Annotated in this window: 23 protein-coding genes; 22 read left to right on the top strand and 1 reads right to left on the bottom strand. The window is 51.9% G+C overall.

What is annotated here, in order from left to right; translation table 11 throughout:
* Nucleotides 1-6: 6 nt before the first annotated feature.
* From dapB to BLW29_RS04720, 22 genes are all read left to right on the top strand, one after another.
* Nucleotides 7-813 carry a 4-hydroxy-tetrahydrodipicolinate reductase gene (gene dapB, locus BLW29_RS04825; RefSeq protein ID WP_090976678.1) on the top strand — a complete coding sequence of 269 codons (807 nt, stop codon included), beginning with the start codon at nt 7-9 and terminating at the stop codon, nt 811-813.
* A gap of 70 nt (nt 814-883) precedes the next feature.
* Nucleotides 884-1,303 (top strand): methylglyoxal synthase, encoded by a 420-nt coding sequence (locus BLW29_RS04820; RefSeq protein ID WP_090976676.1) that lies wholly within the window; start codon nt 884-886, stop codon nt 1,301-1,303.
* On the top strand, nt 1,300-1,998 hold the full coding sequence (bshB1, locus tag BLW29_RS04815) for a bacillithiol biosynthesis deacetylase BshB1 (RefSeq protein WP_090976673.1): 699 nt from the start codon (nt 1,300-1,302) through the stop codon (nt 1,996-1,998). The genes BLW29_RS04820 and bshB1 overlap by 4 nt, the downstream gene beginning before the upstream one ends.
* A 129-nt stretch (nt 1,999-2,127) precedes the next feature.
* Nucleotides 2,128-3,288: an N-acetyl-alpha-D-glucosaminyl L-malate synthase BshA gene (bshA, locus tag BLW29_RS04810; RefSeq protein WP_090976672.1), complete on the top strand. Its 1,161-nt coding sequence runs from the start codon at nt 2,128-2,130 to the stop codon at nt 3,286-3,288.
* A 43-nt stretch (nt 3,289-3,331) separates the two neighbouring features.
* The gene (locus tag BLW29_RS04805; RefSeq protein ID WP_090976670.1) at nt 3,332-4,660 is read left to right on the top strand and encodes a CCA tRNA nucleotidyltransferase; all 1,329 of its coding nucleotides are present in this window, start codon (nt 3,332-3,334) and stop codon (nt 4,658-4,660) included.
* Nucleotides 4,657-5,634, top strand: coding sequence for a biotin--[acetyl-CoA-carboxylase] ligase (locus BLW29_RS04800; protein WP_090976668.1), 978 nt, complete (start codon nt 4,657-4,659; stop codon nt 5,632-5,634). Before BLW29_RS04805 ends, BLW29_RS04800 begins: the two co-directional genes overlap by 4 nt.
* 408 nt (nt 5,635-6,042) lie before the next feature.
* Nucleotides 6,043-7,023 (top strand): 3-methyl-2-oxobutanoate hydroxymethyltransferase, encoded by a 981-nt coding sequence (gene panB / locus BLW29_RS04795; RefSeq protein WP_090976666.1) that lies wholly within the window; start codon nt 6,043-6,045, stop codon nt 7,021-7,023.
* Nucleotides 7,020-7,988: a pantoate--beta-alanine ligase gene (panC, locus tag BLW29_RS04790; RefSeq protein ID WP_090976664.1), complete on the top strand. Its 969-nt coding sequence runs from the start codon at nt 7,020-7,022 to the stop codon at nt 7,986-7,988. The genes panB and panC overlap by 4 nt, the downstream gene beginning before the upstream one ends.
* Nucleotides 7,903-8,286 (top strand): aspartate 1-decarboxylase, encoded by a 384-nt coding sequence (panD, locus tag BLW29_RS04785; RefSeq protein WP_090976662.1) that lies wholly within the window; start codon nt 7,903-7,905, stop codon nt 8,284-8,286. Before panC ends, panD begins: the two co-directional genes overlap by 86 nt.
* 129 nt (nt 8,287-8,415) lie before the next feature.
* Nucleotides 8,416-9,210 (top strand): tetratricopeptide repeat protein, encoded by a 795-nt coding sequence (locus tag BLW29_RS04780; protein WP_090976660.1) that lies wholly within the window; start codon nt 8,416-8,418, stop codon nt 9,208-9,210.
* A 24-nt stretch (nt 9,211-9,234) separates the two neighbouring features.
* A complete protein-coding gene (gene dinG / locus BLW29_RS04775) occupies nt 9,235-12,153 on the top strand; it encodes an ATP-dependent DNA helicase DinG (RefSeq protein WP_090976658.1) in 2,919 nt (972 codons plus the stop codon).
* Nucleotides 12,150-12,806, top strand: coding sequence for a redox-sensing transcriptional repressor Rex (locus BLW29_RS04770; RefSeq protein ID WP_090976656.1), 657 nt, complete (start codon nt 12,150-12,152; stop codon nt 12,804-12,806). Before dinG ends, BLW29_RS04770 begins: the two co-directional genes overlap by 4 nt.
* Complete coding sequence (locus BLW29_RS04765; protein ID WP_090976654.1) at nt 12,787-14,088, top strand: amidohydrolase; 1,302 nt, start codon at nt 12,787-12,789, stop codon at nt 14,086-14,088. Before BLW29_RS04770 ends, BLW29_RS04765 begins: the two co-directional genes overlap by 20 nt.
* A complete protein-coding gene (locus BLW29_RS04760) occupies nt 14,088-14,612 on the top strand; it encodes a cell wall elongation regulator TseB-like domain-containing protein (RefSeq protein WP_090976652.1) in 525 nt (174 codons plus the stop codon). The genes BLW29_RS04765 and BLW29_RS04760 overlap by 1 nt, the downstream gene beginning before the upstream one ends.
* Nucleotides 14,613-14,761: 149 nt before the next feature.
* Nucleotides 14,762-15,298, top strand: coding sequence for a hypothetical protein (locus BLW29_RS04755; RefSeq protein WP_090976650.1), 537 nt, complete (start codon nt 14,762-14,764; stop codon nt 15,296-15,298).
* Nucleotides 15,291-16,811, top strand: a complete 1,521-nt coding sequence (locus BLW29_RS04750; protein WP_090976648.1) for an AAA family ATPase — start codon at nt 15,291-15,293, stop codon at nt 16,809-16,811. Before BLW29_RS04755 ends, BLW29_RS04750 begins: the two co-directional genes overlap by 8 nt.
* Before the next feature lie 87 nt (nt 16,812-16,898).
* Entirely contained in the window at nt 16,899-17,774 is an 876-nt protein-coding gene (locus tag BLW29_RS04745) for a 3-hydroxyacyl-CoA dehydrogenase family protein (protein WP_256208338.1), read from the top strand.
* Entirely contained in the window at nt 17,771-18,970 is a 1,200-nt protein-coding gene (locus BLW29_RS04740; RefSeq protein WP_090976646.1) for an acetate/propionate family kinase, read from the top strand. The genes BLW29_RS04745 and BLW29_RS04740 overlap by 4 nt, the downstream gene beginning before the upstream one ends.
* A gap of 52 nt (nt 18,971-19,022) precedes the next feature.
* Nucleotides 19,023-20,318, top strand: a complete 1,296-nt coding sequence (asnS, locus tag BLW29_RS04735) for an asparagine--tRNA ligase (protein WP_090976644.1) — start codon at nt 19,023-19,025, stop codon at nt 20,316-20,318.
* 24 nt (nt 20,319-20,342) lie between these two features.
* The gene (locus BLW29_RS04730) at nt 20,343-21,173 is read left to right on the top strand and encodes a DnaD domain protein (RefSeq protein ID WP_090976642.1); all 831 of its coding nucleotides are present in this window, start codon (nt 20,343-20,345) and stop codon (nt 21,171-21,173) included.
* A gap of 229 nt (nt 21,174-21,402) precedes the next feature.
* Nucleotides 21,403-22,503: a CDP-glucose 4,6-dehydratase gene (gene rfbG, locus BLW29_RS04725; protein ID WP_090976640.1), complete on the top strand. Its 1,101-nt coding sequence runs from the start codon at nt 21,403-21,405 to the stop codon at nt 22,501-22,503.
* Between the two features lie 148 nt (nt 22,504-22,651).
* Complete coding sequence (locus BLW29_RS04720; RefSeq protein WP_090976638.1) at nt 22,652-23,137, top strand: Fur family transcriptional regulator; 486 nt, start codon at nt 22,652-22,654, stop codon at nt 23,135-23,137.
* Between the two features lie 29 nt (nt 23,138-23,166).
* On the opposite strand, the gene BLW29_RS04715 is transcribed toward BLW29_RS04720, so the two are convergent.
* Nucleotides 23,167-23,919 (bottom strand): MBL fold metallo-hydrolase, encoded by a 753-nt coding sequence (locus BLW29_RS04715; protein ID WP_090976636.1) that lies wholly within the window; start codon nt 23,917-23,919, stop codon nt 23,167-23,169.
* Nucleotides 23,920-23,942: the final 23 nt, after the last annotated feature.

The raw sequence follows: 23,942 nt of genomic DNA, 5'->3' as shown, positions 1-23,942 counted from the left end.
AGCAGGATGTCAACGGAATTGATTCGAGTAGCAGTAATGGGAGCAAGCGGCCGCATGGGTCGTGAGGTCGTCAAGATGGTACTACAGGATGAAATGCTTACACTGGCGGCTGCGGTATCTCCATCAGCAGGTCCGATCGATGCCGGTACATTGGTCGGACTTCAGCCTTGCGGCGTTACAGTCAGCGCAGATTTAAACGAAGCGCTTGCCGCTGCAAATGCAGACGTGCTTGTTGATTTCACAGTGCCGAGTGCCGCATATGGCAATACGACAACAGCGATTGCTCACGGTGTCCGTCCGGTTATCGGAACGACGGGTTTATCGCCTGAGCAAATGACTGAATTGGACGAGCTGTGCAAGGAGAAAGGCATCGGCGCTCTGATCGCTCCAAACTTCTCTATTGGTGCAATCCTTATGATGCGTTTCGCCGCTCAGGCAGCCAAGTATATGCCTCACGTTGAAATCATTGAGTACCACGGAGATCAGAAGCTCGATGCACCTTCAGGGACTTCCATCAAGACGGCAGAGCTGATCTCTGCTGCGCGTCAGGAGCTGCGCCAAGGGAACCCCAAGGAAGAAGAAATTATCGAAGGAGCACGCGGCGGTTATTATAATGGATTCCGTATACATAGTGTTCGTTTACCGGGTGTGTTTGCACAACAAGAGGTTGTCTTCGGCGGTCATGGGCAAACGCTCAAAATTCGCCATGATTCTTACGAACGTGCCGGTTATATGCCAGGCGTCAGCGTAGCGTGCAAGAAAGTAATGACGTATACGGGACTTATTTATGGCTTCGAGCATTTGATGGACTAATATAACCTATTAAACCGCACAAATAACATCATATGACATGCGGATATTCAGGAGAGGAGTGCGGCTGGTAATGAACATCGCGTTTATTGCGCACGATCGAAAGAAAGATGAAATGGTTAACTTTGTCATCGCCTACGAGCATGTTTTTCAAGGCCATAATCTCTATTCCACAGGTACGACGGGCACGCGGATTATGGAGCAAACGAAGCTGTCGATTCATCGCTTCATGTCAGGACCGCTTGGCGGCGATCAACAAATCGGTGCTCTTGTGGCACAAAATGAAATGGATCTCATCATATTCTTGCGCGATCCCTTGATGGCGCAGCCGCACGAGCCGGACATCATCGCACTACTCAGGCTTTGTGATGTACAGGGTATACCGGTAGCAACGAATGTGGCGACAGGCGAGCTGCTGGTCAGAGCCTTGCAACGCGGCGACTTCGCATGGCGCGAGCTTGTACACAAATATAAGCCGGGTGAAGCGGAATGATCGAAGCCGTTGATATTCTCGCTTTCGGCGCGCATCCCGATGATGTAGAAATCGGCATGGGCGGTACAATTGCCAAACATACTTCAGAGGGCTTCAAGGTGGCCATTTGCGATTTGACTGAAGCAGAAATGTCCTCTAATGGCACCGTGGAAACGAGGCGGCAGGAAGCTGCCGAAGCTTCTTCGGTGCTTGGATTATCACATCGTTCGACGCTTAAACTGCCGGACAGGGGCTTAACGGGATCAGCGGAACAGATCGCAGCTATCGTAACTGAAATTCGCCGATTGCGGCCGCGTCTCGTCTTCGCACCTTATTGGTCGGACAGGCACCCGGATCATGTCAGCTGCAGCAGACTGATCGAAGAGGCCGTGTTCAATGCCAAGCTTCGGAATTACTTGCCTGAACTGCCGCCTGTACAAGTGGAGCAGTTATATTTCTACTACATAAACGACAGCAATGAGGTAAGTCTCATTACCGATATTAGCGAGCATATGGAGACGAAGATTCAATCGCTTCAAGCCTATCGCTCTCAGTTTGCGCCGCCCCAGCAAGGGGAAGACCGCGTACAGACGCCGTTAACCGATCGCTATATTCAGCGTGTCGAAGCGCGGGACATGTTACTCGGGCAGACGAGGGGCTGGGCTTATGCGGAAGGATTTGCAATCAAACGCCCGTTTGCGGTAACTTTATTTTAAAGAATGGTTTGGGGTAGCGAAATTCGCCTAATTAAGGGCATATAATTGATAAAACGAGTTCATTCGCTCGAAGGATGGCGAATCCGTTAATCTTAAAGCCATAGCGTGGTACAACAGGAGGTGGAAGACATGGCCAAACGCTTGAAAATCGGGATTACTTGTTATCCGACACTTGGCGGCTCCGGCGTTGTTGCAACGGAGCTTGGAAAGCTTCTTGCAGAGAAGGGGCATGAAATTCATTTTATTACGCATAGCGTTCCGTTCCGTCTTGGGCAATTCCAGAAAAACATCTTTTATCATGAAGTGGAAGTAAACGATTATTACGTGTTCCGTTATCCGCCTTATGATTTATCATTGGCCAGCAAAATGGCGCAGGTCGTCAAAAATCAGCAGCTGGATGTCCTTCATGTTCATTATGCGGTACCGCATGCCGTCTGTGCATTCTTGGCGAAGCAAATGGTCGGCGATCATCTAAAGACCGTCACGACACTGCATGGAACGGATATCACGGTTCTTGCGCAGGATGAGTCGCTCAAGGATTTGATTCGGATGGGGATTAACATGAGTGATGCGGTGACTGCAGTCTCGAAAGATCTGATTTGCGAAACGCGCGATCTGCTCGATATTACGAAACCAATTGAGCTCACCTATAACTTTGTCGATAAACGCGTCTATTACCCGCGGGAATGCAGCTCGCTGCGAAGCGACTTTGCGAGTAAAGACGAGAAGATACTTATGCATATTTCCAACTTCAGACCTGTAAAACGGCTTAGTGATGTCGTAGATATCTTCGCGAAGGTAGCCAAGGAAGTACCAAGCCGATTGCTGCTTGTCGGCGAAGGACCGGATCTGCCGAAGGTTCAGCAGCGCATTCGTCAGCTTGGCTTGCAGGATCGGGTTCATTTCCTCGGCAAACAGGATGATGTGGCGCAGGTAATCTCCATTGCGGATGTCATGCTGCTGCCTTCGGAGAAAGAGAGCTTCGGACTTGTTGCACTCGAAGCCATGGCTTGCGGCGTTCCGACGATCGGATCGATTGCCGGCGGCATTCCCGAGCTTGTCACGCATGGCGAAACCGGCTACTTATCGCCGATTGGCGATACGGACAGCATGGCTGCCAACGCGATTCAATTGCTTCGTAATCCAGAGCTGTATCGCAAAGTCCGTGAAGCTTGTCTTCACCGGGCACGCAGTCAGTTCTGCAACGATTTGATTACGGCTGAATACGAGCGTATTTATTACAAGGTGCTCGGCATTGAAGCTGAGATTCCGGTACCGGTCTGCGATTAATGAAACAGGATAAACGATAAACAAAACAGAGGAGGGAGTGCCGATGTCGTGGAGTGATGCGCTGACAAGGGCGCTCCCTTTGCTTCATACTCTTGAAAGCTTAGGACATGAAACGGTGTTTGTTGGCGGATGTGTACGCGATACCATCATGGGTCGGACGCTCAAGGATGTTGACATTGCAACCGCAGCATCCCCCGAGCAAGTAATTGCTGCATTTCCGCATACGATTCCTACCGGCCTGCAGCATGGAACAGTAACGGTCGTGCATGAACGAATAACCTACGAGGTAACCACGTTTCGCACGGAATCGGTCTACGAGAAATTCAGGCGGCCTGCGCAGGTGCAATTCGTAAAGAGCTTGGACGAGGATCTGCTGCGGCGCGATTTCACCATAAACAGCATGGCGATGCGAAGTGACGGTTCAATCTATGATCCATTCGGGGGGCTGCGGGATTTACGAGATGGCATTCTGCGGTGCGTCGGCGATCCGGATGCAAGGCTGCAAGAGGATGCGCTTCGCATCGTGCGCGCGGTGCGATTTGCGGCCTCATTTCATCTGCGGATCGCGACTCAGACCTGGCGCGCGATACTGCGCCATAAGCATCTGCTGGCACACATTGCGATGGAACGAATCGGCCTGGAGTTCGACAAAATGATCAGCGGCAGAGATCCTGCACGTGCAGCCGCCTATCTTGCGGTCAGCGGTCTGCTCCTGCATACGAAAGAACAACTGCCGCAGCTCATGATTGAAGCTGCGGAACAGTATAAGGCTTCAATGCAATCTGCCGACTCTAGCAGAACCGCCGTTATACAAACCATAGTTCGGCTGGAGTCCGATGAGGATCGCTGGGCTGCTCTATGCATGGCGCTTCGGCTTGATCAAGGACAAGCCGACGAATTGTTTGCTAGGCTCCGTTATGCTACAGCTCGCAGTACACAGTTGAAGGCTGTAATCGGCATTCATGCCGCGCTGCAGGTTGATCTTCAATTGGATGAGACCGGACGTCGCGAGTGGATCCGTTATATGTTGCAATATGGGAAACAAGCGGCACAGCAGTGGCTGCGTATAGGGAAGGTAATTCCTGAGCTTGTTTCGGCAGAGGCAGGAATGGCCAATAATAGATTAGATCAGCTGCACACATGGTTGGATGCTGTTCCGGCTGCTACTGTTCGGCAGCTTGCTGTCAAAGGAACGGATATTCTAACCATCTCGAAACAATCTTCCGGGCCTTGGCTTGGCAATCTGTTAAGTGAATTGTTGAATGCTGTGGCATTAGGAGATATTCCAAATGACAAACAAGCTTTGCTGAAGGCATCGTCTGACGCATTGCTCCATAACCATAGATCGGGAGTCCAAGAGGAGTTAACATGAATCGGATACTAGAGCTGTTAGAGCAGCAATCGACTGGTTACCTTTCAGGCGAACTGCTAAGTCAAGAGCTCCAAATCAGCCGAACGGCGGTTTGGAAGCATATTAAGAAGCTGGAAGCAGCAGGGTACCAGATTGAGGCATCAAGGCGTTTGGGCTATCGATTAATCGGTCGTCCCGATAAGCTGACACCGCAGGAATTGACGATGAAGCTGCAGAGCAAGGGATCTTCCATTATACAGAAGATCCGGTTGTTCGACTCCGTGGATTCCACGCAAAATATTGCGCAGCGATTAGCAGAAGAAGGTGCTGCAGAAGGCACGCTGGTGATCGCGGAGCAGCAAACAAGCGGAAGAGGACGGTTAGGGCGCAAATGGGTGTCGCCAACCGGTAAAGGCATTTATATGAGCTTTATCCTGAGACCCGGAATGCCCTTGCACTTCGCCCCGCAGCTGACGCTTCTGACAGCAGTGGCATTGTGCCGCGCGCTTAGAGCTATTGCGTCCCCGCTCGATATCGGGATTAAATGGCCCAATGACCTGCTGATCGGCGGCAAGAAGATTAGCGGAATTCTGCTCGAATCCACCGCTGAGGAAGAACGGCTGCGTTACGTCATTGCCGGCATTGGGATTAGCGTCAACCTAACAGCCGAGGACTTCCCTCAGGAGCTGCTGGATATTGCAACTTCGCTCCAAATCGAGCTTGGTCGACCGCTTGATCGGGCTGAAATTATCGCAGGTTTCTTCGAACAGTTCGAGCAGCTTTATACGATTTATCAGAAGGACAGCTTCGGTCCGATTCGAATGTTATGGGAGGCGCTGTCTGTTACGCTGAATAAGCCGACAAGACTGATTCTCTCGAGCGGGGAAACGATTGCAACGCCGATCGGACTAAATGAGCAAGGTGCTCTGCTTGTACGCAAGAGCGATGGGACGATCGTACCGATATTTTCGAGCGAACAAGTGCCCCAAGGATAGGCGAAGGGTTCATAGACGCGGCATCGTTTTTTTGATATACTCGCCTTACTAGCATGCTCCATTAATGGGTGGTATCGTCACGCGCGAACTGCACCGGAAAGTGGAGCTTCAGTTTTCAGTTTGCGGATAGAATTGGATGTATCGTTAGGCAGTGCGCATTCTGCTCTGAGCCGTTAGGGACCGAGACAGAAGGAAGCTCTTCTTGAAACGTGCTTCTCCGCCAATAGGCCGGTGACAGTCGTTTCACCTTGAAACAGGACGTTCCTTTTTGGATTGGACCTTTGTAGCGGGTGCTAGAAGGTTTTTTTGTGTTGATCACATAGGACGACCCGCGATCGTGAAAGCTTAAACTAAGCTTTACAGATCCACGAGAGGGAGTCGGACCAATCCCTGAAGGAGGACGGAGCCATGAAACAACCGTTGACTATTACGAAGCTCAAAAAAATGAAGCAAAGCGGCGAGCCAATTTCCATGCTGACCGCCTACGATTATCCTTCGGCTAAGCTTGCCGAAGAAGCGGGAATTGATGTTATTCTTGTCGGTGATTCACTCGGTAACGTAGTGCTCGGCTATGATACGACAATTCCTGTAACCTTAGATGATATGGTTTATCATTCCAGAGCAGTAGCTCGTGGTGCAACAAATACATTTATCGTCGCGGATTTACCATTCATGACGTACCGGCTTGGCAAAGAGACAACGCTCCGCAATGCGGGCCGATTGCTGCAAGAGGGTTATGCGCATGCCGTTAAACTAGAAGGCGGCGCCGATATTGCAGATGAGGTCGCCGCTTGTGTCAGAGCAGGCATTCCGGTTATGGGGCATATCGGGCTTACGCCACAGTCCGTTCATCAGCTCGGCGGTTATCGCGTGCAAGGCAAGCTTGAACGCGAAGCGCAGCAGCTGATCGAAGATGCCAAGGCGCTTGAAGCCGCCGGGGCATTCTGTATCGTACTGGAGCTTGTGACGGAACCGCTGGCTGAAGCCATCTCGTCGGCACTTTCGATTCCGACGATCGGGATCGGCGCAGGACGCGGTTGTGACGGTCAGGTGCTCGTCTATCATGATATTTTGCAATATGCGTCGCCATACCGGGAGAAACGGTTCGTCAAGACTTATGCGGATCTCGGAACAACGATCCGAAACGCCATCGGCGCATACGTCTCCGAAGTGAAGTCCCGCGAGTTCCCGCAAGAAGCGCATGCGTTCCCCATGGAGCAGGAGATGCTTAGACAGCTCTACGGCTCGGGTTCGAGCGCAAGCGCAAGCGCAAGCGCAAGCGCAAGTGCGACTTCCAACTCCGACAAAGGAGAATCGTCGGCATCAACGTCATCCCAACAGGCGGAGAAGCCTAAGGTAGATGCCGTTAAAGGAGGCGGACCGGTATGATCACTTGTACCACGATTCAAGAACTTAAAGCTCAGCTGGCACAGCAGCGTAAGAATAAACCGGATGGGCTTATCGGGGTCGTTCCTACAATGGGATTCCTGCACGAAGGTCATGCAAGCCTAATGAAGCAGGCACGTGAAGAATGCAATTATACGGTGTTAACTATATTCGTAAACCCGCTTCAATTTGGACCGAATGAAGATTTCGACCGCTACCCTAGGGACTTGGAGAGGGACTCCGCCCTAGCTCAGGCGAACGGAATTGACTTGCTGTTTGCACCATCCGTCCAGGAGATGTATCCGTCCAAACCGTTAACCAAAGTACTGATTACCGAGGTTACGGAACGATTGTGCGGTGCTTCGCGGCCGGGCCATTTCGATGGCGTCGGTATTGTCGTCAGTAAGTTGTTTAATCTGATTCAACCGAATCTTGCCTACTTCGGCATGAAAGACGCCCAGCAAGTTGCAGTCATTGAGCAAATGGTACATGATCTCAATATGCCGGTTCAGATTGTGCGCTGCGAAACCGTACGGGAAGCTGATGGCCTCGCTATGAGCTCGCGTAACGTGTATCTAAGCGCCGACCAGCGCAAGCAGGCCGTAATCCTGTCAGAGACGCTTAGAGCGGCTGAGAGCTGGCTCAAGCAGTCTGGAATGACGCGTCTGAAGCTGTCTGAGTTGATTGCGGCTTCGATTCGATCCGTTCCGCTAGCAGAGATTGATTATGCTGAACTTCTTACTTACCCCAATTTATCGCCTTTGGCTGACAATACCGAATTATCGGCTTTATCTGAAACCATTATTATTGCGCTTGCGGTCAAATTCGGCAGTACGCGCTTGATTGACAATCGTTTATTTCAACTCGGCGGAGGTGACACAAATGTTCAGAACGATGATGAAATCCAAACTTCACCGGGCGACCGTCACGGAAGCGAACCTCAATTATGTGGGCAGCATCACCATTGATGAGGACTTGATGGAGCTTGCCGATCTTTGGGCTAATGAGAAAGTGCAAATCGTCAATAATAACAACGGTGCTCGTCTGGAAACCTACGTCATTACAGGGCCGCGCGGTTCCGGCGTGATCTGTTTGAACGGCGCAGCGGCACGCCTCGTGCAACCCGGAGACAATGTCATTATTATTGGTTACGGCATGATGACCGAGGAAGAAGCCCGGACGTACAAGCCAAAGGTTGTCATCCTGGATGCAGGGAACAAGCCAGTTCAAATGCTTGAGCAGGAATTGCATTCCACAATTCTGTAAACCGGCAGCTGCGCGACTTGATGCCAGCGCTGTGAAACGTCTGGGACAGAGTATGAAAAGCGGTGCCGGGGCAAAGAATGAGCATAACAAATTCACTTCTATCCTGGCGTGAAGGTGGGTGCGTACGATATGTTCAAACATGTATTTGCTACCATGCAGGAAATGCTCGAAGAAATTATTATCCATTATCCGCACGCAAACGGCGCACAGCGCAAGCAGCTTGATGATCAGTTGTCCTCCCTGAAACAATTCAGCGATACCTTTATCGAGGAATGGCTGCAATTTGAAGAGAAGATGGCGGATTTCCGAGATCTGCAGCTGGCACACTCGAAAGGCAGCAGCAGCGGCCAAGCACCTCTGAAGCCGGCAGCGCCTGCATCTGGTTATCCCAAGATCATCTCGGCTGTCCCTGCACCTCCTGTCCAGCAGCATAAGCCTGCCGCTGCAAGCAAAGGGAATCCGCCCGTGGCCGCAGCCATCGAGAAGTCGGATCCATGCGATGATTTCGATGATGATGCCGCGTTCGAGATGCAGCAGGCGATGTCCAAAGGCCAAGGCTATTTTAAATTATTTATGTTTAAAGATGCATTCAAGCATTTCCAAGACGCGGTCAGAAGATCGCCGGACGATAATCGTGCACGGCTGTTCCTCGGCATGACATGCATGCATTTGCAGGAATGGCATGAAGCTCAGCGTCACTTCCAGCTGCTCGTTGAAGTTACCGAACATCCGAAGTGGAAGGCGATTGGTCTTAACGCATTGGGCTGCATACAAGCTGTCCGCATGAATTTAGAACAGGCGGCCGTCTACTTCGAGAAGGCTCATGAAGCGGATCCTAATTTTACGGATCCATTGTCGAATATGAAGTCATGCGAGCAGCATGCAGGCCAGTTATCCCTGTTATTCGGGAGTGGCCAGCTTTAGTTTTTGTGAGAGGATACTTACCGGATGAATTATGCCGTACTGGATTTGGAAACGACCGGTCATAGTGCCGGTGATGAAATGATACAAGTAGGTCTTGTGCTGCTGGATGAAGAATTAAACGTGGTTCAGTCTTACAGCACATTCGTCAAACCGACGATTGCGATTCCGCCTTTCATAACGCAGCTGACCGGCATTGATGAAGCGATGGTTGCGGATGCGCCGGAGCTGGATGAGGTTCTGCTTGAGCTCATACCCCTACTCAGCGATGCCGTTCTCGTGGCGCACAATGTCGGCTTTGATGCAGGCTTTCTTAATTCGGCGCTGGACCGCTGCGGTTATTTGCCTTTTGACGGAAGACGACTGGATACGATCGATTTATTGCGCATTCTTTATCCTACCTTAACGACTTATCAGCTGGGCGCGGTGACGGAATTGTTCGGGATCGAGCATGACCAGCATCACCGCGCGGACAGCGATGCAATGGCTACAGCAGAACTGTTCAGCATTTGCTATAACAAGCTGAAGGGATTACCGCTGTTAACGCTGCAGCGTCTTGCAAACCTGCTCGGTGATGACTTGGATGATTTAGGCTGGTTCGTTTCTCAGATGGCCTTCATGAAAGAAACGCAAACGTCCATCGATCCCGATGCTTATCATTACTTCCGTCAATTTGCCATGAAAGCCGGCGATTGGTCTGAGGAACAGCATCCAAGGGAGAATATGGACGAGGAATCCGATACGTCTGTGACGGACTGGACTTTCCCGCAATTTCTGACGCACATTAAGAGCGAAATTGCAGCCCTTGTTCCCGGTTATGAAGAGCGCGAACCGCAGAATATGATGTTCCAAGAAGTGATCGATGCGCTGGAAGAAGAGCGTCATTTGCTCATAGAGGCGGGGACCGGCACAGGAAAATCGCTGGGCTACCTCATCCCGGCTCTATACTATGGTGTCCAGCACAATAAGAAGATAGTCGTCAGCACGCATACGATTAACCTGCAGGAACAACTGCGGGCACGCGATCTGCCGCTGCTGCAGGCTGTCATGCCTTATCCATTCCGAGCCGCCGTCTTTAAGGGACGCGGCAATTATTTATGTTTGCGCAAGTTTGAAGGTAAAGTAAATATGCGTGACTTCGCTTCACCGGCGGAGGATCGCATTACGGCTTCGCAGATGGTCGTATGGCTGAGCGAATCGAATCACGGCGATCAGGAAGAGCTTAATTTCGGCAATCGCGGTGCTGATTTCTGGGGAACGGTTGCCAGTGATACCGACTCGTGTCTCAATCGTGCTTGTCCGTGGTTCAAACGCTGCTATTATCATCGCGCGAAGCAGGAAGCCAATATCGCGGATGTCGTCATTACGAATCATTCGATGCTGTTCACGGATATACGCGCGGATCATCGATTGCTTCCCGGTTATGAGCATCTCATCCTTGATGAGGCTCATCATTTGGAAGAGGTCGCAGGTAAGCATCTTGGCACGCAGGTTTCCTATTATTCCGTCCAGCATCCCGTACTAAGACTTTGCAAAGATGCACGTAATGGCCAGTTGATTGCGCTTAAGAGCAGATTGGCGAACGAGGATGTCGAGAAAACCCAGAAGTGGCGCGAGGAAATCGACGAGGTTGTTCCGGTGTTCGGCGACTTGCGGGATGAGTGGGATCGTTTGTTTGAAATGCTGTACACGCTGATGGGTAGCGGGGCTTCAGGTACGAAGAGCACCGGGGACGCCTCAAGCGGAGAAACCGGGCAATATGTGCTAAGGCTCCGCAGCGGCAAGCTGCCGGATTATTGGTCGGATGCACAGCTCATTGAGGAAGCGATTAACGGCTATCTGAGCCAAATCATTCGTCCTCTCGATAAAGTGTTTGCAGCGATTAAAGAAGAGATCGATGATCCCGGCATCGCCGCATTGGTGACGGACTTAAGCGGCACGATCAAAGACCTGTCCCGGGCCAGAGATGACTTGAGACAATTCATGAAGGCAGATAAGACCGATACGGTATACTGGCTTGAAGCCAACAGTAATTCAAGAGCCAAATCGATTCAGCTATACGCTGTACCTGCGGATGTGAGCAGCCAGCTGCGAACTTATTTCTTCGATATCAAGAAAAGTGTCATTCTCACTTCAGCGACCTTATCCGTTCAGAAATCATTCCAATATGCATGCGAGCAATTGGGTTTAACGAAAGATGAAGAGCAGGGACGCCTGAAGACGGTTCAACTGCCGTCACCGTTTAATTACAGAGAACAAGCGTTGGTCATTATCCCGCGTAACTTCCCCGTATTGAAAGGTGCTGCAGGAGATCCACAGTTCAATGAGATGCTGGTGAAGTCATTGACAGAGGCGGCGATTGAGACTAAAGGTCGTATGCTCGTTCTGTTCACGTCTTATCGGATGCTGAAGCAGGTCTATGACCCGCTCAAGGAAGCGCTGGCGCCAACCGGAATTCACGTTCTGGGACAAGGAATTGACAGCAGCAATCGCAGCAAGCTCACCAGAAGATTTCAACAACAGCAAGCTTCTGTGCTGCTTGGAACAAGCAGCTTCTGGGAAGGCGTAGACATACCCGGCGATGCACTCACCTGTCTGGCGATCGTCAGACTTCCGTTCCAGCCGCCTAACCATCCGCTGGTGGAAGCAAAGTCTGAATTGCTGCAGGAGCAGAAGCAGAACCCTTTCATGAAGCTTTCTATCCCGCAAGCTGTCATTCGCTTCAAGCAGGGCTTTGGCCGTCTTGTGCGGACCGGTAAGGACCGCGGCATTGTTCTTATCTACGATACCAGAGTGATTGATACGTATTATGGCAAATATTTTCTGTATTCGCTGCCGGGTCCGAAGATCGAGCATATGCATTTAGAGCAGATTGTTCCGCGCATACGCGAATGGCTTGCACCAAGTCCAAGTTCAACTCCAAGTGAAGAAGAGGTGGAGAAATGAAGCCGATGAAAATATCCGAGGCAGTCGTTCGCAGACTACCGGTTTATCTGCAGGTCTTGAACGATCTGAACATGCGGGATGTTCAGACGGTTTCATCACAAGATCTTGGCAACAAGCTGGATCTGAATCCGGCGCAAATCCGGAAGGATCTCGCTTACTTCGGCGATTTTGGCCGAAAAGGGATCGGGTATGATGTCACTTATTTGATCGAGAAAATCCGTCAAATTCTAAAGCTGGACCAGCCGCTGAATGTAGGGCTGGTCGGAGCCGGGAACTTAGGCCGAGCACTCTGCAACTATAATACGTATCTGAAGGATAATATGAAAATCACGGCTGTCTTCGACGTTCATCCTTCTATGGTCGGTGCTTCCATTAACGGGTTGACAGTCATGCCGATGGATAAGCTGAAAGAAACGGTCGCAGAACTCAATATCCGCATCGGAATCATTACAGTACCTGCAATTGAAGCGCAGAACGTAGCGGATAAATTCGTGGAGGCCGGCGTGGATGGCATCTTGAATTTTGCTCCTACGATTCTCAGAGTGCAGGAGCATGTGCGTATCCATTATGCGAATTTCACTACTGAGCTGATGAGCTTAGCGTATTACTTGGACGAAGAAGGGGACGACGAGAATGAAACGGTTGTGGATTGAGAACGGAACTTTTGTCACGATGGACGAGCAGCGTCCCGTATTGAAAGGGCATATGGTTGTGGAAGGCGATACGATTCTATATCTGGATGAGCAAGCACCTGACCCGATTCCGGCAGGAGCTGAACGTATAGATGGACAAGGGCTTGTATTCATGCCCGGTTTAATTAATACGCATGGACATGCTGCAATGTCACTTCTCCGCGGCTATTCCGATGATGAAGCGCTGCAAGTATGGCTCGAGCAGAAGATGTGGCCGATGGAAGGCAAATATACGGATGAGGATGCTCGCTGGGGGACTGCTCTGGCTGTTGCGGAGATGCTGAAATCCGGAACAACAACATTCGTCGATATGTATGATCGGATGCACATCGTAGCTGAAGTTGTCGAGCAATCCGGTATGCGCGGCCTGCTTACTCGCGGTGTAATCGGTCTTTGCCCGCCGGACGTGCAAACGGCGAAGCTGGATGAAGCGAAGCAATTTGCGCAAGAGTGGAACGGAAGAGCAAACGGCCGTATTCGTACGATGCTGTCACCGCATGCTCCATATACTTGTCCTCCGGATTATATCGCTCGTATTGTTGAAGCTGCGAACGAATTGGATTTGCCACTGCATACGCATATGTCGGAAACGGCTGCGGAAGTGCAGTTCAACGTCAATGATTACGGCTGCCGACCTGTCGAGCATTTGGATAAGCTTGGATTCTTCTCCCGTCCGGCTTTGGTCGCGCATGCGGTTCATTTAACGGATGATGAGATCGCGCTTCTTGCTGAGCGTGGCGTAAGTGTTTCCCATAACCCTGCCAGCAACCTGAAGCTTGCTAGCGGTATTGCCCGCGTACCGGATCTGCTGAAAGCCGGCGTAACCGTATCGCTTGGGACGGACAGTGCGGCAAGCAATAATAACTTGGACCTGTTTGATGAAATTCGGTTGGCAGCATTGATTCACAAAGGGATCTCCGGCGACCCGACTGCCGTTCCGGCCTGGGAAGCACTTAAGCTTGGTACCGTATACGGTGCACGAGCGATCTGGCAGGAGGAACGCTTAGGCGCGCTTAAACCGGGTATGAAGGCTGACTTTATCGCGTTGAATATCGAACAGCCGCATTTCTATCCACAGACTGAAATTGTCTCCCATTTGGTCTATTCCGGATCAGGCCGCGACGTGGTCCATGTATGGGTTGATGGTGTTCAAGTCGTGAAGCAAGGCGAATGTGTCTTCCTGGATGAAGCACAAATTCGCGTTGAGGCGCAGCGCTGCTTCGAAAGGCTGCTCTCCAGCTAATGCGTGCCAATCGACGCAAAAGACCGCCGGTAATGTCAGCAGGCCGCTGGATTGCGCTTAGTTGCACCGCGATCGTCCTTATTCTGATTGCGCTAAACTGGTATTATCGGTCTGTGCAGACGCCTGTTTGGAAAGAAGAACAAGCTGCTGAAGCCGAAGCAAAGGATCGCGGCAGTCTCAGCAGCGTGGACAGCTCCTATCATTATGTTTGGGATGAACCGGTCTGGATCGTGAAAGGGAAAGACCATAACAGCCACACTACATATGTATGGTTAAAACCAAATGAGTCGTCCATTACACTGCGCGAGGATGAAGGTATTACGAAAGACGAGATGAAGGAACGGTTTCTCCTTGGGAAGCCGGACGCCTCCATCTCGCATCTTAAGCTCGGACTATTCGGCGGCGAGCCGGTGTGGGAAGTGTTCTATTCCCGTGATCAAGCCGGCGTGACGAATCATTATTACGAGTTCTATCGCTTCCGCGATGGCGTGTTTCTGATTACGTACAAGCTTCCTGCCAGGTAGGAGTAGAACCATAATCATGCTGTAAGATCGACCATAGTTCCCTTTTATTACACGTCCTCTGTATCTGCAGGTTGTGATATACTTTCGTATAGCAGCAAGTGATAGACGAAAGTGCAGCGCAAATTGTTCGATGAAGGGGGCTTTTTGCTATGAAAATACGTTTGCTTCCAGCCATTATTACTGCAGTTATTACTGCCGGATTATTAGTTGGCGGTTGGTATATACACCGTAATGTGGCGACGATTGAGCCGCTTGAACGCATCGTTGCCGAAACACCGGGAGTCATAGAAGGCGTGCCGGTCATTGACCGAAGCTCGGTTACGATCGCATTGAAACTAGACCGTGATGCAAGTCTTCGGGATGTGTATGATACGATTGCAACGAAAGGCGATGACATGATCGGGAAACGTGAGCTGAAGCTTGAATTCCGTAATGACAATACGACGAAGCAATTGGATGCTGTGTGGTCCACGATGCTCTTCGATATCGCGCAGGCTATGGAGCACCGTAATTATGCGGATATTCCAGCAACCTTGAAGCAAGTCCAGAACAAGTTCGCCGGCGTGACGGCAGAATCTGAGATGGATGACGTGAATGTATATATAACGCTGAAAGACAGCAAATCTGAGAAGCATATCGTGCTGCCCCGTACGCCAAATACGTTAGGAGCGTGGCCGAATGTTTAAGTATGGAAAAGAAATGGCGATCGGCTTCGTGCCGGTCTTTATCTTATTTCTACAGTTCTTTGTGGGTTTGAATACAATTCCGCTCGTATTGCTAGCTGTAATTGTTGGCGGATTACTGTATATGGCCAAGACGCGCGGCAATCTGGCTACGGTAGGCGGCTCAAGCAGAGGGAAGGCAAGACCGACAAAGCCGCTTTCGTTTGACCAAATCGGTGGTCAGGACCGAGCGAAACAGGAGCTCGTCGAAGCGCTTGATTTTCTGATCCACGTCGATCAAATTTCGAAATTCGGTATTCGTCCGCTCAAAGGTATTCTGCTTACAGGTCCTCCGGGAACAGGGAAGACATTACTCGCGAAAGCGGCAGCGCATTATACGGATTCGATCTATGTGGCCGCATCCGGTTCCGAGTTCGTGGAAATGTATGTCGGCGTCGGCGCTAGCCGCATCCGTGAATTGTTCAAGGAAGCCCGTCAGAAGGCGGTTAAGCAGAACAAGGAAAGCGCCGTTATTTTCATTGATGAAATCGATGTTATCGGCGGCAAACGCGACGGTGGACAGCAGCGCGAGTATGACCAGACGCTGAATCAGCTCTTAACGGAGCTAGACGGTATCCATACGTCGGATACACCGCGAATTCTGTTGATCGGCGCGACGAACCGCAAGGAAATGCTGGACAGCGCATTGCTTCGTCCGGGCCGGTTCGATCGTCATATCGCCGTTGATTTGCCGGATAAGAAAGGCCGCTCCCATATTCTTAATATCCATGCGCAGAATAAACCGCTTCATACCGAGGATGTGAACCTCGATAAGATTGCGGAAGAGTCATTCGGCTTCTCCGGCGCACAGCTGGAGAGCGTCATGAATGAAGCAGCCATCTATGCCATGCGTGAAGAAGGCGAAGTGATTAGCCAACGTCATCTATCCATGGCTATCGATAAGGTGATGATGGGTGAGCGTACGGATCGCGAAGCGACGAGCGAAGAGCGTGAACGTGTGGCTTTGCACGAATTGGGCCATGCGATTGCAGCGGAGCTCATACGTCCGGGCAGTGTTTCTCAGGTAGCCTTGCTGCCTAGAGGACAGGCGCTGGGGTATGTGCGTCATAATCCGCAGCAGGATAAGTATTTGTATACGAAGCCTTTCCTGGAAGGCCAGATTATGATTGCGTTAGGCGGAGCTGCAGCGGAAGAGATCTTCTATGGCGGACGCAGCACAGGCTCCAGAGGTGATTTCGATCAGGCGATGAGTATCGTTCGTTCTATGGTGGAATCGGGTCTTACCGACCTTGGCATTATCGACAGCTCGATGATGACGCCGGACAAGTGGGCGGATGTGAACGGACGCATCTTAAATGAGCTTATGGAACGCGTGAAAGGCATGCTGGAGAATAATCGTGAAGTGTTTACGTCTTCACTAGACGTGCTGACTGCAGAAGAAACGTTAAGCGGCGACCGCTTCCGTTCTTTGCTTGGCCAGGTCGTTTCAGAGGAACAGCTGCTCGCAGCACAATAATGGATGACCAAGAAGGCGGAGCCCCTCCGCCTTCTTATTTGATTTAAAAATATGTATAATAGACACAGAACTATGGAGGTGTGAACGTTGACAGCGGTACGTAAAGCAGGCGTCGTTGGCGCTGGTACGATGGGGCAGGGCATTTGTGAAATGCTGGCCTTTAACGGTCTTGAGGTCTACATGGTAGAACAAGACCAAACACGATTGGATCATGCGATCAGCATGATTGAACAAAGCTTAGACAAGCAGATGGAGCGTTGGGCGCTTACGTCAGCGGAGAAGAAGCTGGTTATGAACCGGATTCATCCGATGGAGCAGCTTTCCGATTTGGCTGAATGCGAGCTTGTCATTGAGACGATTACGGAGGATTTGGACAGCAAGCTGGACATCTTCAAGCAGCTGGATCAAATTTGCGCGCCGCAGGTTATTCTGGCGAGCAATACGTCAACACTAAGCTTAACCGAGCTTGCAAGTGTGACGAACCATCCGGAGCGTGTAATCGGCATGCATTTTGTCTATCCGGTCAGCAAGACGGATTTGGTAGAGATCGTGCGCGGTCTCAAAACCTCAGATGAAACCTTCGAGCAAACCAAACATTTTGTCGAGGATACGATACATAAGAAAGGCGTCATGGTGTTCGAGTCGCCCGGATTCGTCACTACGCGGCTTATCTGCCTGTTCATAAACGAGGCGTTGCATGTGCTTGAGGAAGGAGTCGCCTCGGCGGACGATATAGACAGCGCCATGCGCATTGGCTATTCGTTCCAGCATGGGCCATTCGAGATGGCGGATCGATTCGGTCTCGACGCGGTGCTGGCGGCCCTTGAGCGGATGTTCCGAGAATATGGGGAGCTCAAGTACAGGCCATCCTTCATTCTGAAGAAAATGGTGCGAGGCGGGCAGCTCGGCGTGAAAAGCGGCGCCGGCTTCTTCAGTTACGATAAAGATGGAGGCCGAGTATGATCATTCTCGTTATGAATGCAGGCAGCTCTTCGTTGAAATATCAGTTGTACAACATGGAGGATGAATCGGTTCTCGCCCAAGGCCGCGTAGAGCGAATCGGCATGGATGATTCGATTCTGACCCATGAACCGACAGGCGGTATTGAGGTGAATCGGGTTAGTGAAATTCTCGATCACAATGAAGCTGTTCGCAAAGTCAGCAATATATTGATCCATCGCGAACATGGCGTATTGAAATCGTTGGATGAAATCAAGGCCGTCGGTCATCGGGTGGTCCACGGCGGCGAGAGCTTCAAACAATCTACCCTCGTTACCGTGGATGTGAAGAAAGAAATCAGGCGGTTGTTCGACTTGGCGCCGCTTCATAATCCGCCGGCGATGATGGGCATTACTGCCGTTGAATTGAACCTGCCGGATGTGCCGCAGGTTGTCGTATTCGATACGGCGTTCCACCAATCCATGCCGATAGAGACGTTCTTGTATCCCATCCCTATGGTGCTGTACCGTCGCCACAAAATCAGACGTTACGGCTTCCACGGCACTTCGCATAACTATGTAAGCAAGCTGGCCGCGCAGAAGCTTGGCAAGCCGCTGAACGAGCTGAAGATCGTAACCTGCCACATCGGCAACGGCGCCAGCTGCACGGCCATTCTGAACGGGCAGTCCTTTGACACCAGTATGGGATTAACGCCGCTTGAAGGGCTGATGATGGGGACGCGGAGCGGGGATTTGGATCCGGCAATCGTACCTTTTACGATGAACAAAGAAGAACTGACGCTGAATGAAGTGAACTCTATGCTTAATAAACATAGCGGACTCATGGCCATCAGCGGCATCAGCAGCGATATGCGTGAAATCGTGACCGCGATGGAAGAAGGCGATAAGCATGCGAAGCTGGCTTTCGATATGTATACCTACCGCCTTCGCAAGTATATCGGTGCCTATGCGGCCGGCATGAATGGCTTGGATGCGGTCGTGTTTACAGCCGGTGTCGGCGAGAATTCCGTTGCCGTCCGTAAAGCGGTCTGCGAGCAGTTGACGTTCCTTGGGATCGAGCTCGATGAAGAACGCAACGCAGAGCGATCGAAGGAAGTGCGGTATATTACGAAGGATGGCTCACGCGTCAGCGTGCTTGTCGTTCCGACGAATGAAGAGCTATTGATTGCAAGAGATACGTATGAGATCGTGAAAGAATAGATGATGAATGGAATAAGTAGATCCGTATAGACGGAAAGGGCGGAAAAGAACGATGAAAACATTAACGACGATCGGACAATTAAAGGATCATGCCGGACAATCCGTATGGATTGGCTGCTGGCTAAACGGGAAACGCTCCAGCGGTAAAATCCAATTTCTACAGCTGCGCGATGGAACAGGTTATGTGCAAGGTGTCGTTGTAAAAAGTGAAATCGAGGAAACGATCTGGAATTCCGCGAAGGAATTGACGCAGGAGAGCTCCCTTTACGTGAAAGGCATCGTGCGTGAGGAGCCGCGCAGTCAATCCGGCTACGAGCTAACCGTTGAAGATATCGAAGTGATTCAAATTGCGCAGGACTATCCGATCACGCCGAAGGAGCATGGCGTCGACTTCTTGATGGATCGCCGTCACTTATGGCTGCGTTCGCCGAAGCAGCGGGCTATTCTCGTTATTCGTGCGGAAATTATCCGCTCGATTCAGCAGTTCTTTGACGATCGCCAATTTACGCTCGTGGATCCGCCAATTCTGACGCCTTCTTCTTGCGAAGGCACGACGAACCTGTTCCACACGAAATATTTTGATGAGGATGCTTATTTGACGCAGAGCGGGCAGCTGTACATGGAAGCCGCAGCGATGGCGCTTGGCAAAGTGTATTCCTTCGGCCCGACGTTCCGTGCTGAGAAATCGAAGACTCGCCGTCATTTGATCGAATTCTGGATGATCGAGCCCGAGATGGCGTTCGTGGATCATGAAGAAAATTTGCGCGTGCAGGAGCAATTCGTTTCTTTCGTGGTGCAAAATGTCGTTAAAAACTGCCGTAAGGAGCTTGAAACGATTGGCCGCGATATCAGCAAGCTGGAGAATATCGTAGCGCCGTTCCCGCGTATTACGTATGACCAGGCGATCGATTTCTTGCAGGAGAACAAGCATGAAATTAAGTGGGGCGAAGATTTCGGGGCGCCGCATGAAACAGCAATCGCGGAGAGCTATGATCGACCGGTGTTCATCACCCATTATCCGGCATCGTTCAAAGCGTTCTATATGAAGCCGGATCCGAACCGTCCGGAGGTTGTCCTTTGTGCGGATATGATCGCGCCAGAAGGGTATGGCGAGATTATCGGCGGTTCGCAGCGGATCGACGATCCGGAGCTGCTGGCAGAGCGCTTCTCTGAGCATGAATTGTCGACAGAAGCGTACCAATGGTACCTGGACCTGCGCAAATACGGCACAGTGCCTCATTCCGGCTTCGGACTGGGCCTTGAGCGTACAGTGGCATGGATCTGCGGTTTGGAGCATGTGCGTGAAACGATTCCGTTCCCTCGTTTGCTGTACCGTCTGTATCCGTAAGCGCAAGGGGAGGGAGGACGAACGGTGAAAACCGAAATGTGGAAGGCCTACGCACGCGGAATGGCTGCCGCCATGAACGGCGGCGGCGTCGTGGTGCCGGCCGGTCTGCTCCGTGCTTATCGCGGCATCGGGCTGACGGATACGGAGATGCTGCTTATGCTGCAGCTTATGACGTACCGCCAGGTCGAAGGCATCGATTTTCCGACGCCGGAGCAGCTGGCCGAGCGGCTCGGCATTCTGCCCAATGCAGCGCATCAGCTGCTTAGCCGCTTGATGAAGGAAGAGCTGCTCGCCATCGATGAGGAAATCGACCCGGTGAGCGGCATGCAATTCGAACGCTACAACTGGAACGGCTTCATTATCCGCAGCGCGGAATGGCTGGCCGAAGAGGCGCGATTGACGTTTGAGAATGATCGGGAGCTGCAGCGCGCTGCGAGCGTCGGGGTTGGTTCCGGTGCTGGAGCGGTTTCAGGCGCAGGAGCGGGTTTAGGAGCATCAGGTGGATATATGGCTGGTGGAGCGGGTTCCGGCGGCGTAGGAGCAGGTGCTGGCGGAGCGCATGCCGGGGTAGCAGGCGAGTGGCCGAAGCAATCGGATTTATTTTCTGTATTCGAGCAAGAATTCGGCAGACCGCTATCTCCGATGGAATGCGAGACGATCAGCGCGTGGGTGGATCAAGATCGTTATCCGGACGAGTTGATCCGATTCGCACTTAAGGAGTCGGTCTTCGCCGGTAAGCTGCATTTTCGCTATATCGACCGCATTCTCATTGAATGGAGCCGCAACCGGGTGACCAACACCGATGAAGCCAAAGCACATACACAGAAATTTCGCGGTGGCCGCGGGTCTTCATGACCTGCGGTTTTTTTTGTTCCCGGACACGCTTGATTGCTCCGCCAGAGTGAAATGGTGGGGAATAGGACGGAAAGAGGAATAGTCGCTTACAGCGGTGTGATGCGTGAGGCTGCTGCTGTGTTAAGCGCATGCTTATCCGTAAACGAAATAGGGCGAAGTTGCATAAGCTGTGTCATGGCTGTGTGAGTGGGCTTCACCCTAGGAAAGCGGAGAGGATGACAGGACAGCGATGCCGGATTATTCGTTTTGGCAAGGTAGACAGGTGTTTGTGACGGGGCATACGGGTTTCGTGGGAACATGGCTTAGCTTATGGCTGCACCGCTTAGGGGCGGTTGTAACAGGCTACAGCGATGAATTGCCGACTACGCCGTCGATGTACCGTCTGTGTGGACTTGAGCACATCATTCCATGGACGAGAGGCGATATACGGGATACCGAGAAGCTTACGGCCGCACTGAGGGATGCGAAGCCGGAAGTGGTGTTTCATTTGGCAGGACAATCCGAACATCAAGGGAAGCATAGTACGGTTGAAATCTTTGATGTCAATGTTGCTGGGACAGCTGCGCTGCTGGATGCGGTGCGTATCGTACACGAGGATCACCCGATCCGCGCTGTAGTGGCTTTGACCGCGGCGGATTGTTACGCGCCGCGCGATTGGGTGCTCGGCTACCGCGAAGCCGACGGCCTCGGCGGAGCGGAGCCCGGCTCCGCGAGCAAAGCATGCGCGGAGCTTGTCGTGTCCGCCTTCCGGCGCGCGTACTTCGCCGGAAGTGCTGACGGGCCCGCGGTTGCGACCGTCCGCGCGGGCCATCTCATCGGCGGCGGCGACTTCGCGAGCGGCCGCCTCGTGCCGGACTGCGTGCGCGCCGCGGCCGGCGAGCGCGCAGCGCGCCAGAACCAGCAGCCATGGCCGAGCGGCTTCCGGCCATGGCTGCACGTGCTTGAAGCGCTCGCGGGCTGCCTCGCGCTCGCGCAGCGGCTGTTCCCGCCCGGCGGCGGCGATTTCGCCGAGGCGTGGAACCTGGGTCCGCGCACATGCGAAGCGCGGACCTCGACCTGGCTGGCCGAGGCGCTGCGCGCTCGCCTCGGCGGCCAGGCGGCAGTGCCTGCCGGCGGCGGAGCTGCAGGCGCATCAAGGGAGCGGCAGCATACGGATGCGGCAGCGCCGATGCTGCTCGACACGACGAAGGCTGCTTCTCGCCTAGGCTGGCGGCCCCGCTGGGATGCCCAGCTGACTGCTCAGCTCACGGCGGACTGGTATGCGGCTTGGTTGCAAGGCGCGCCGATGCGCGATGTCAGCGTTTCGCAGATTGTGCAATATGAAACGTGATTACGAATAGGTCGTGAAGAGAGCAGCCGCTTGGCTGCTCTCTTTCATGCTATGTCATACTATCGAAATATGCTAAACTAAGGATATCACTTCCGAAATAGCAGCTGTAACAGCGTGAACCTTCGGAATATTGGAAGGACGTTTATCGATGTCAGAACTTCATTCCCATTCCCATACTCATAACCATTCGGATGCTCATAAATCGCAAGATACCGTTAAGCAAATGATTGAAATCATGTCGCAAAGCGGCTGGCGCATTACCGAGCAGCGCAGAGAGCTGGCTGAGATTTTCGCGAAGACGGAGGGGTATTTGTCTCCGAAGGACGTATATGACCATATGTCGCGCGCTTATCCGAGCGTGAGCTTCGATACGGTTTACCGTAATTTGCGTCTGCTGAGCGAGATGGGTGCGCTGGAGCAGTTTTATTTTATGGATGGGGGCTTGAAGTTCCGCGTGAGCTGCCTGTCTCATCATCATCATCATTTGATTTGCATCAATTGCGAGAAGACACTTACTTTCGAATATTGTCCGATGGACCAGCCGCTTGATCTGCCGGGTTCGTTCAAGATTATGAATCACCGATTTGAAGTATACGGCGTCTGCGAGGTCTGCCAACGGGAATCGGGTGCATGATGTTCATGTATCCGGCTCCCGTTTTTTTATTAGCCAATCAAGGATCGCAGCTGGGCTTGGACATCTCCGCGGAACAAACCGCCATGGTAGCAAATAACCTGGTCGATCGGATAGGAGAGGAATTGCTCCAAGGAACGAAGAGCGGCGTCGTTGTCAGTGTTCAAACGTGAATCGGCAATTCGCAGCGTGCCATCTTGAAGAATAAGGGCATCCCCCGCAATCAACGTACGGCTTGCTTCATGAAAGAGGCTAATATGACCAGGCGTGTGGCCGGGAGTGTCGAGTATGAGCAGACCGTCTAACGCGGAGAAGCGGTTTCCGTCGCCGTAGCCAATTAGCTGTGTGACTTTCCCTTTGGGCGGATGCTCCAGGGCATATCGGAATGCTTGACGTTTCTCTTCCGGCACCTCGGGCGGGAGTGAACGAACAGCTTGTTCAATGGCAGCTTGCGAGATTTTGATGAGCATTTTCTCTCCTTGAATATAAGGCTGCTCCATTCTTGAGGCCCACACTTGAAGTGGGGATTCGGATGTCTGAAGCAGGGTTGGAAGACTGCCGATATGATCGATGTCTTGATGCGTGAGGATAATATCGGTCAGTTGCTGAAGGGGAACCCCGATCTGGTTTAATGCTTCTTGAATGAGTGGAAGCTGACCGGGATAGCAGGTGTCAATGAGGACTGCCGTGGATTCATTCCATATCAAAACGGGATGTAAAGTATCCTGCCTGCCCATGACGGTAGCAGTGATTTCAAGCATGGCAATTCCTTTATCGATAAACACGGATATCCCTCCATTAAGTAAGA

The sequence above is a fragment of the Paenibacillus sp. CF384 genome (genome assembly GCF_900106745.1).
Classification (GTDB): Bacteria; Bacillota; Bacilli; order Paenibacillales; family Paenibacillaceae; genus Paenibacillus_Z.
This window is presented reverse-complemented; position numbering and strand designations above follow the sequence as displayed.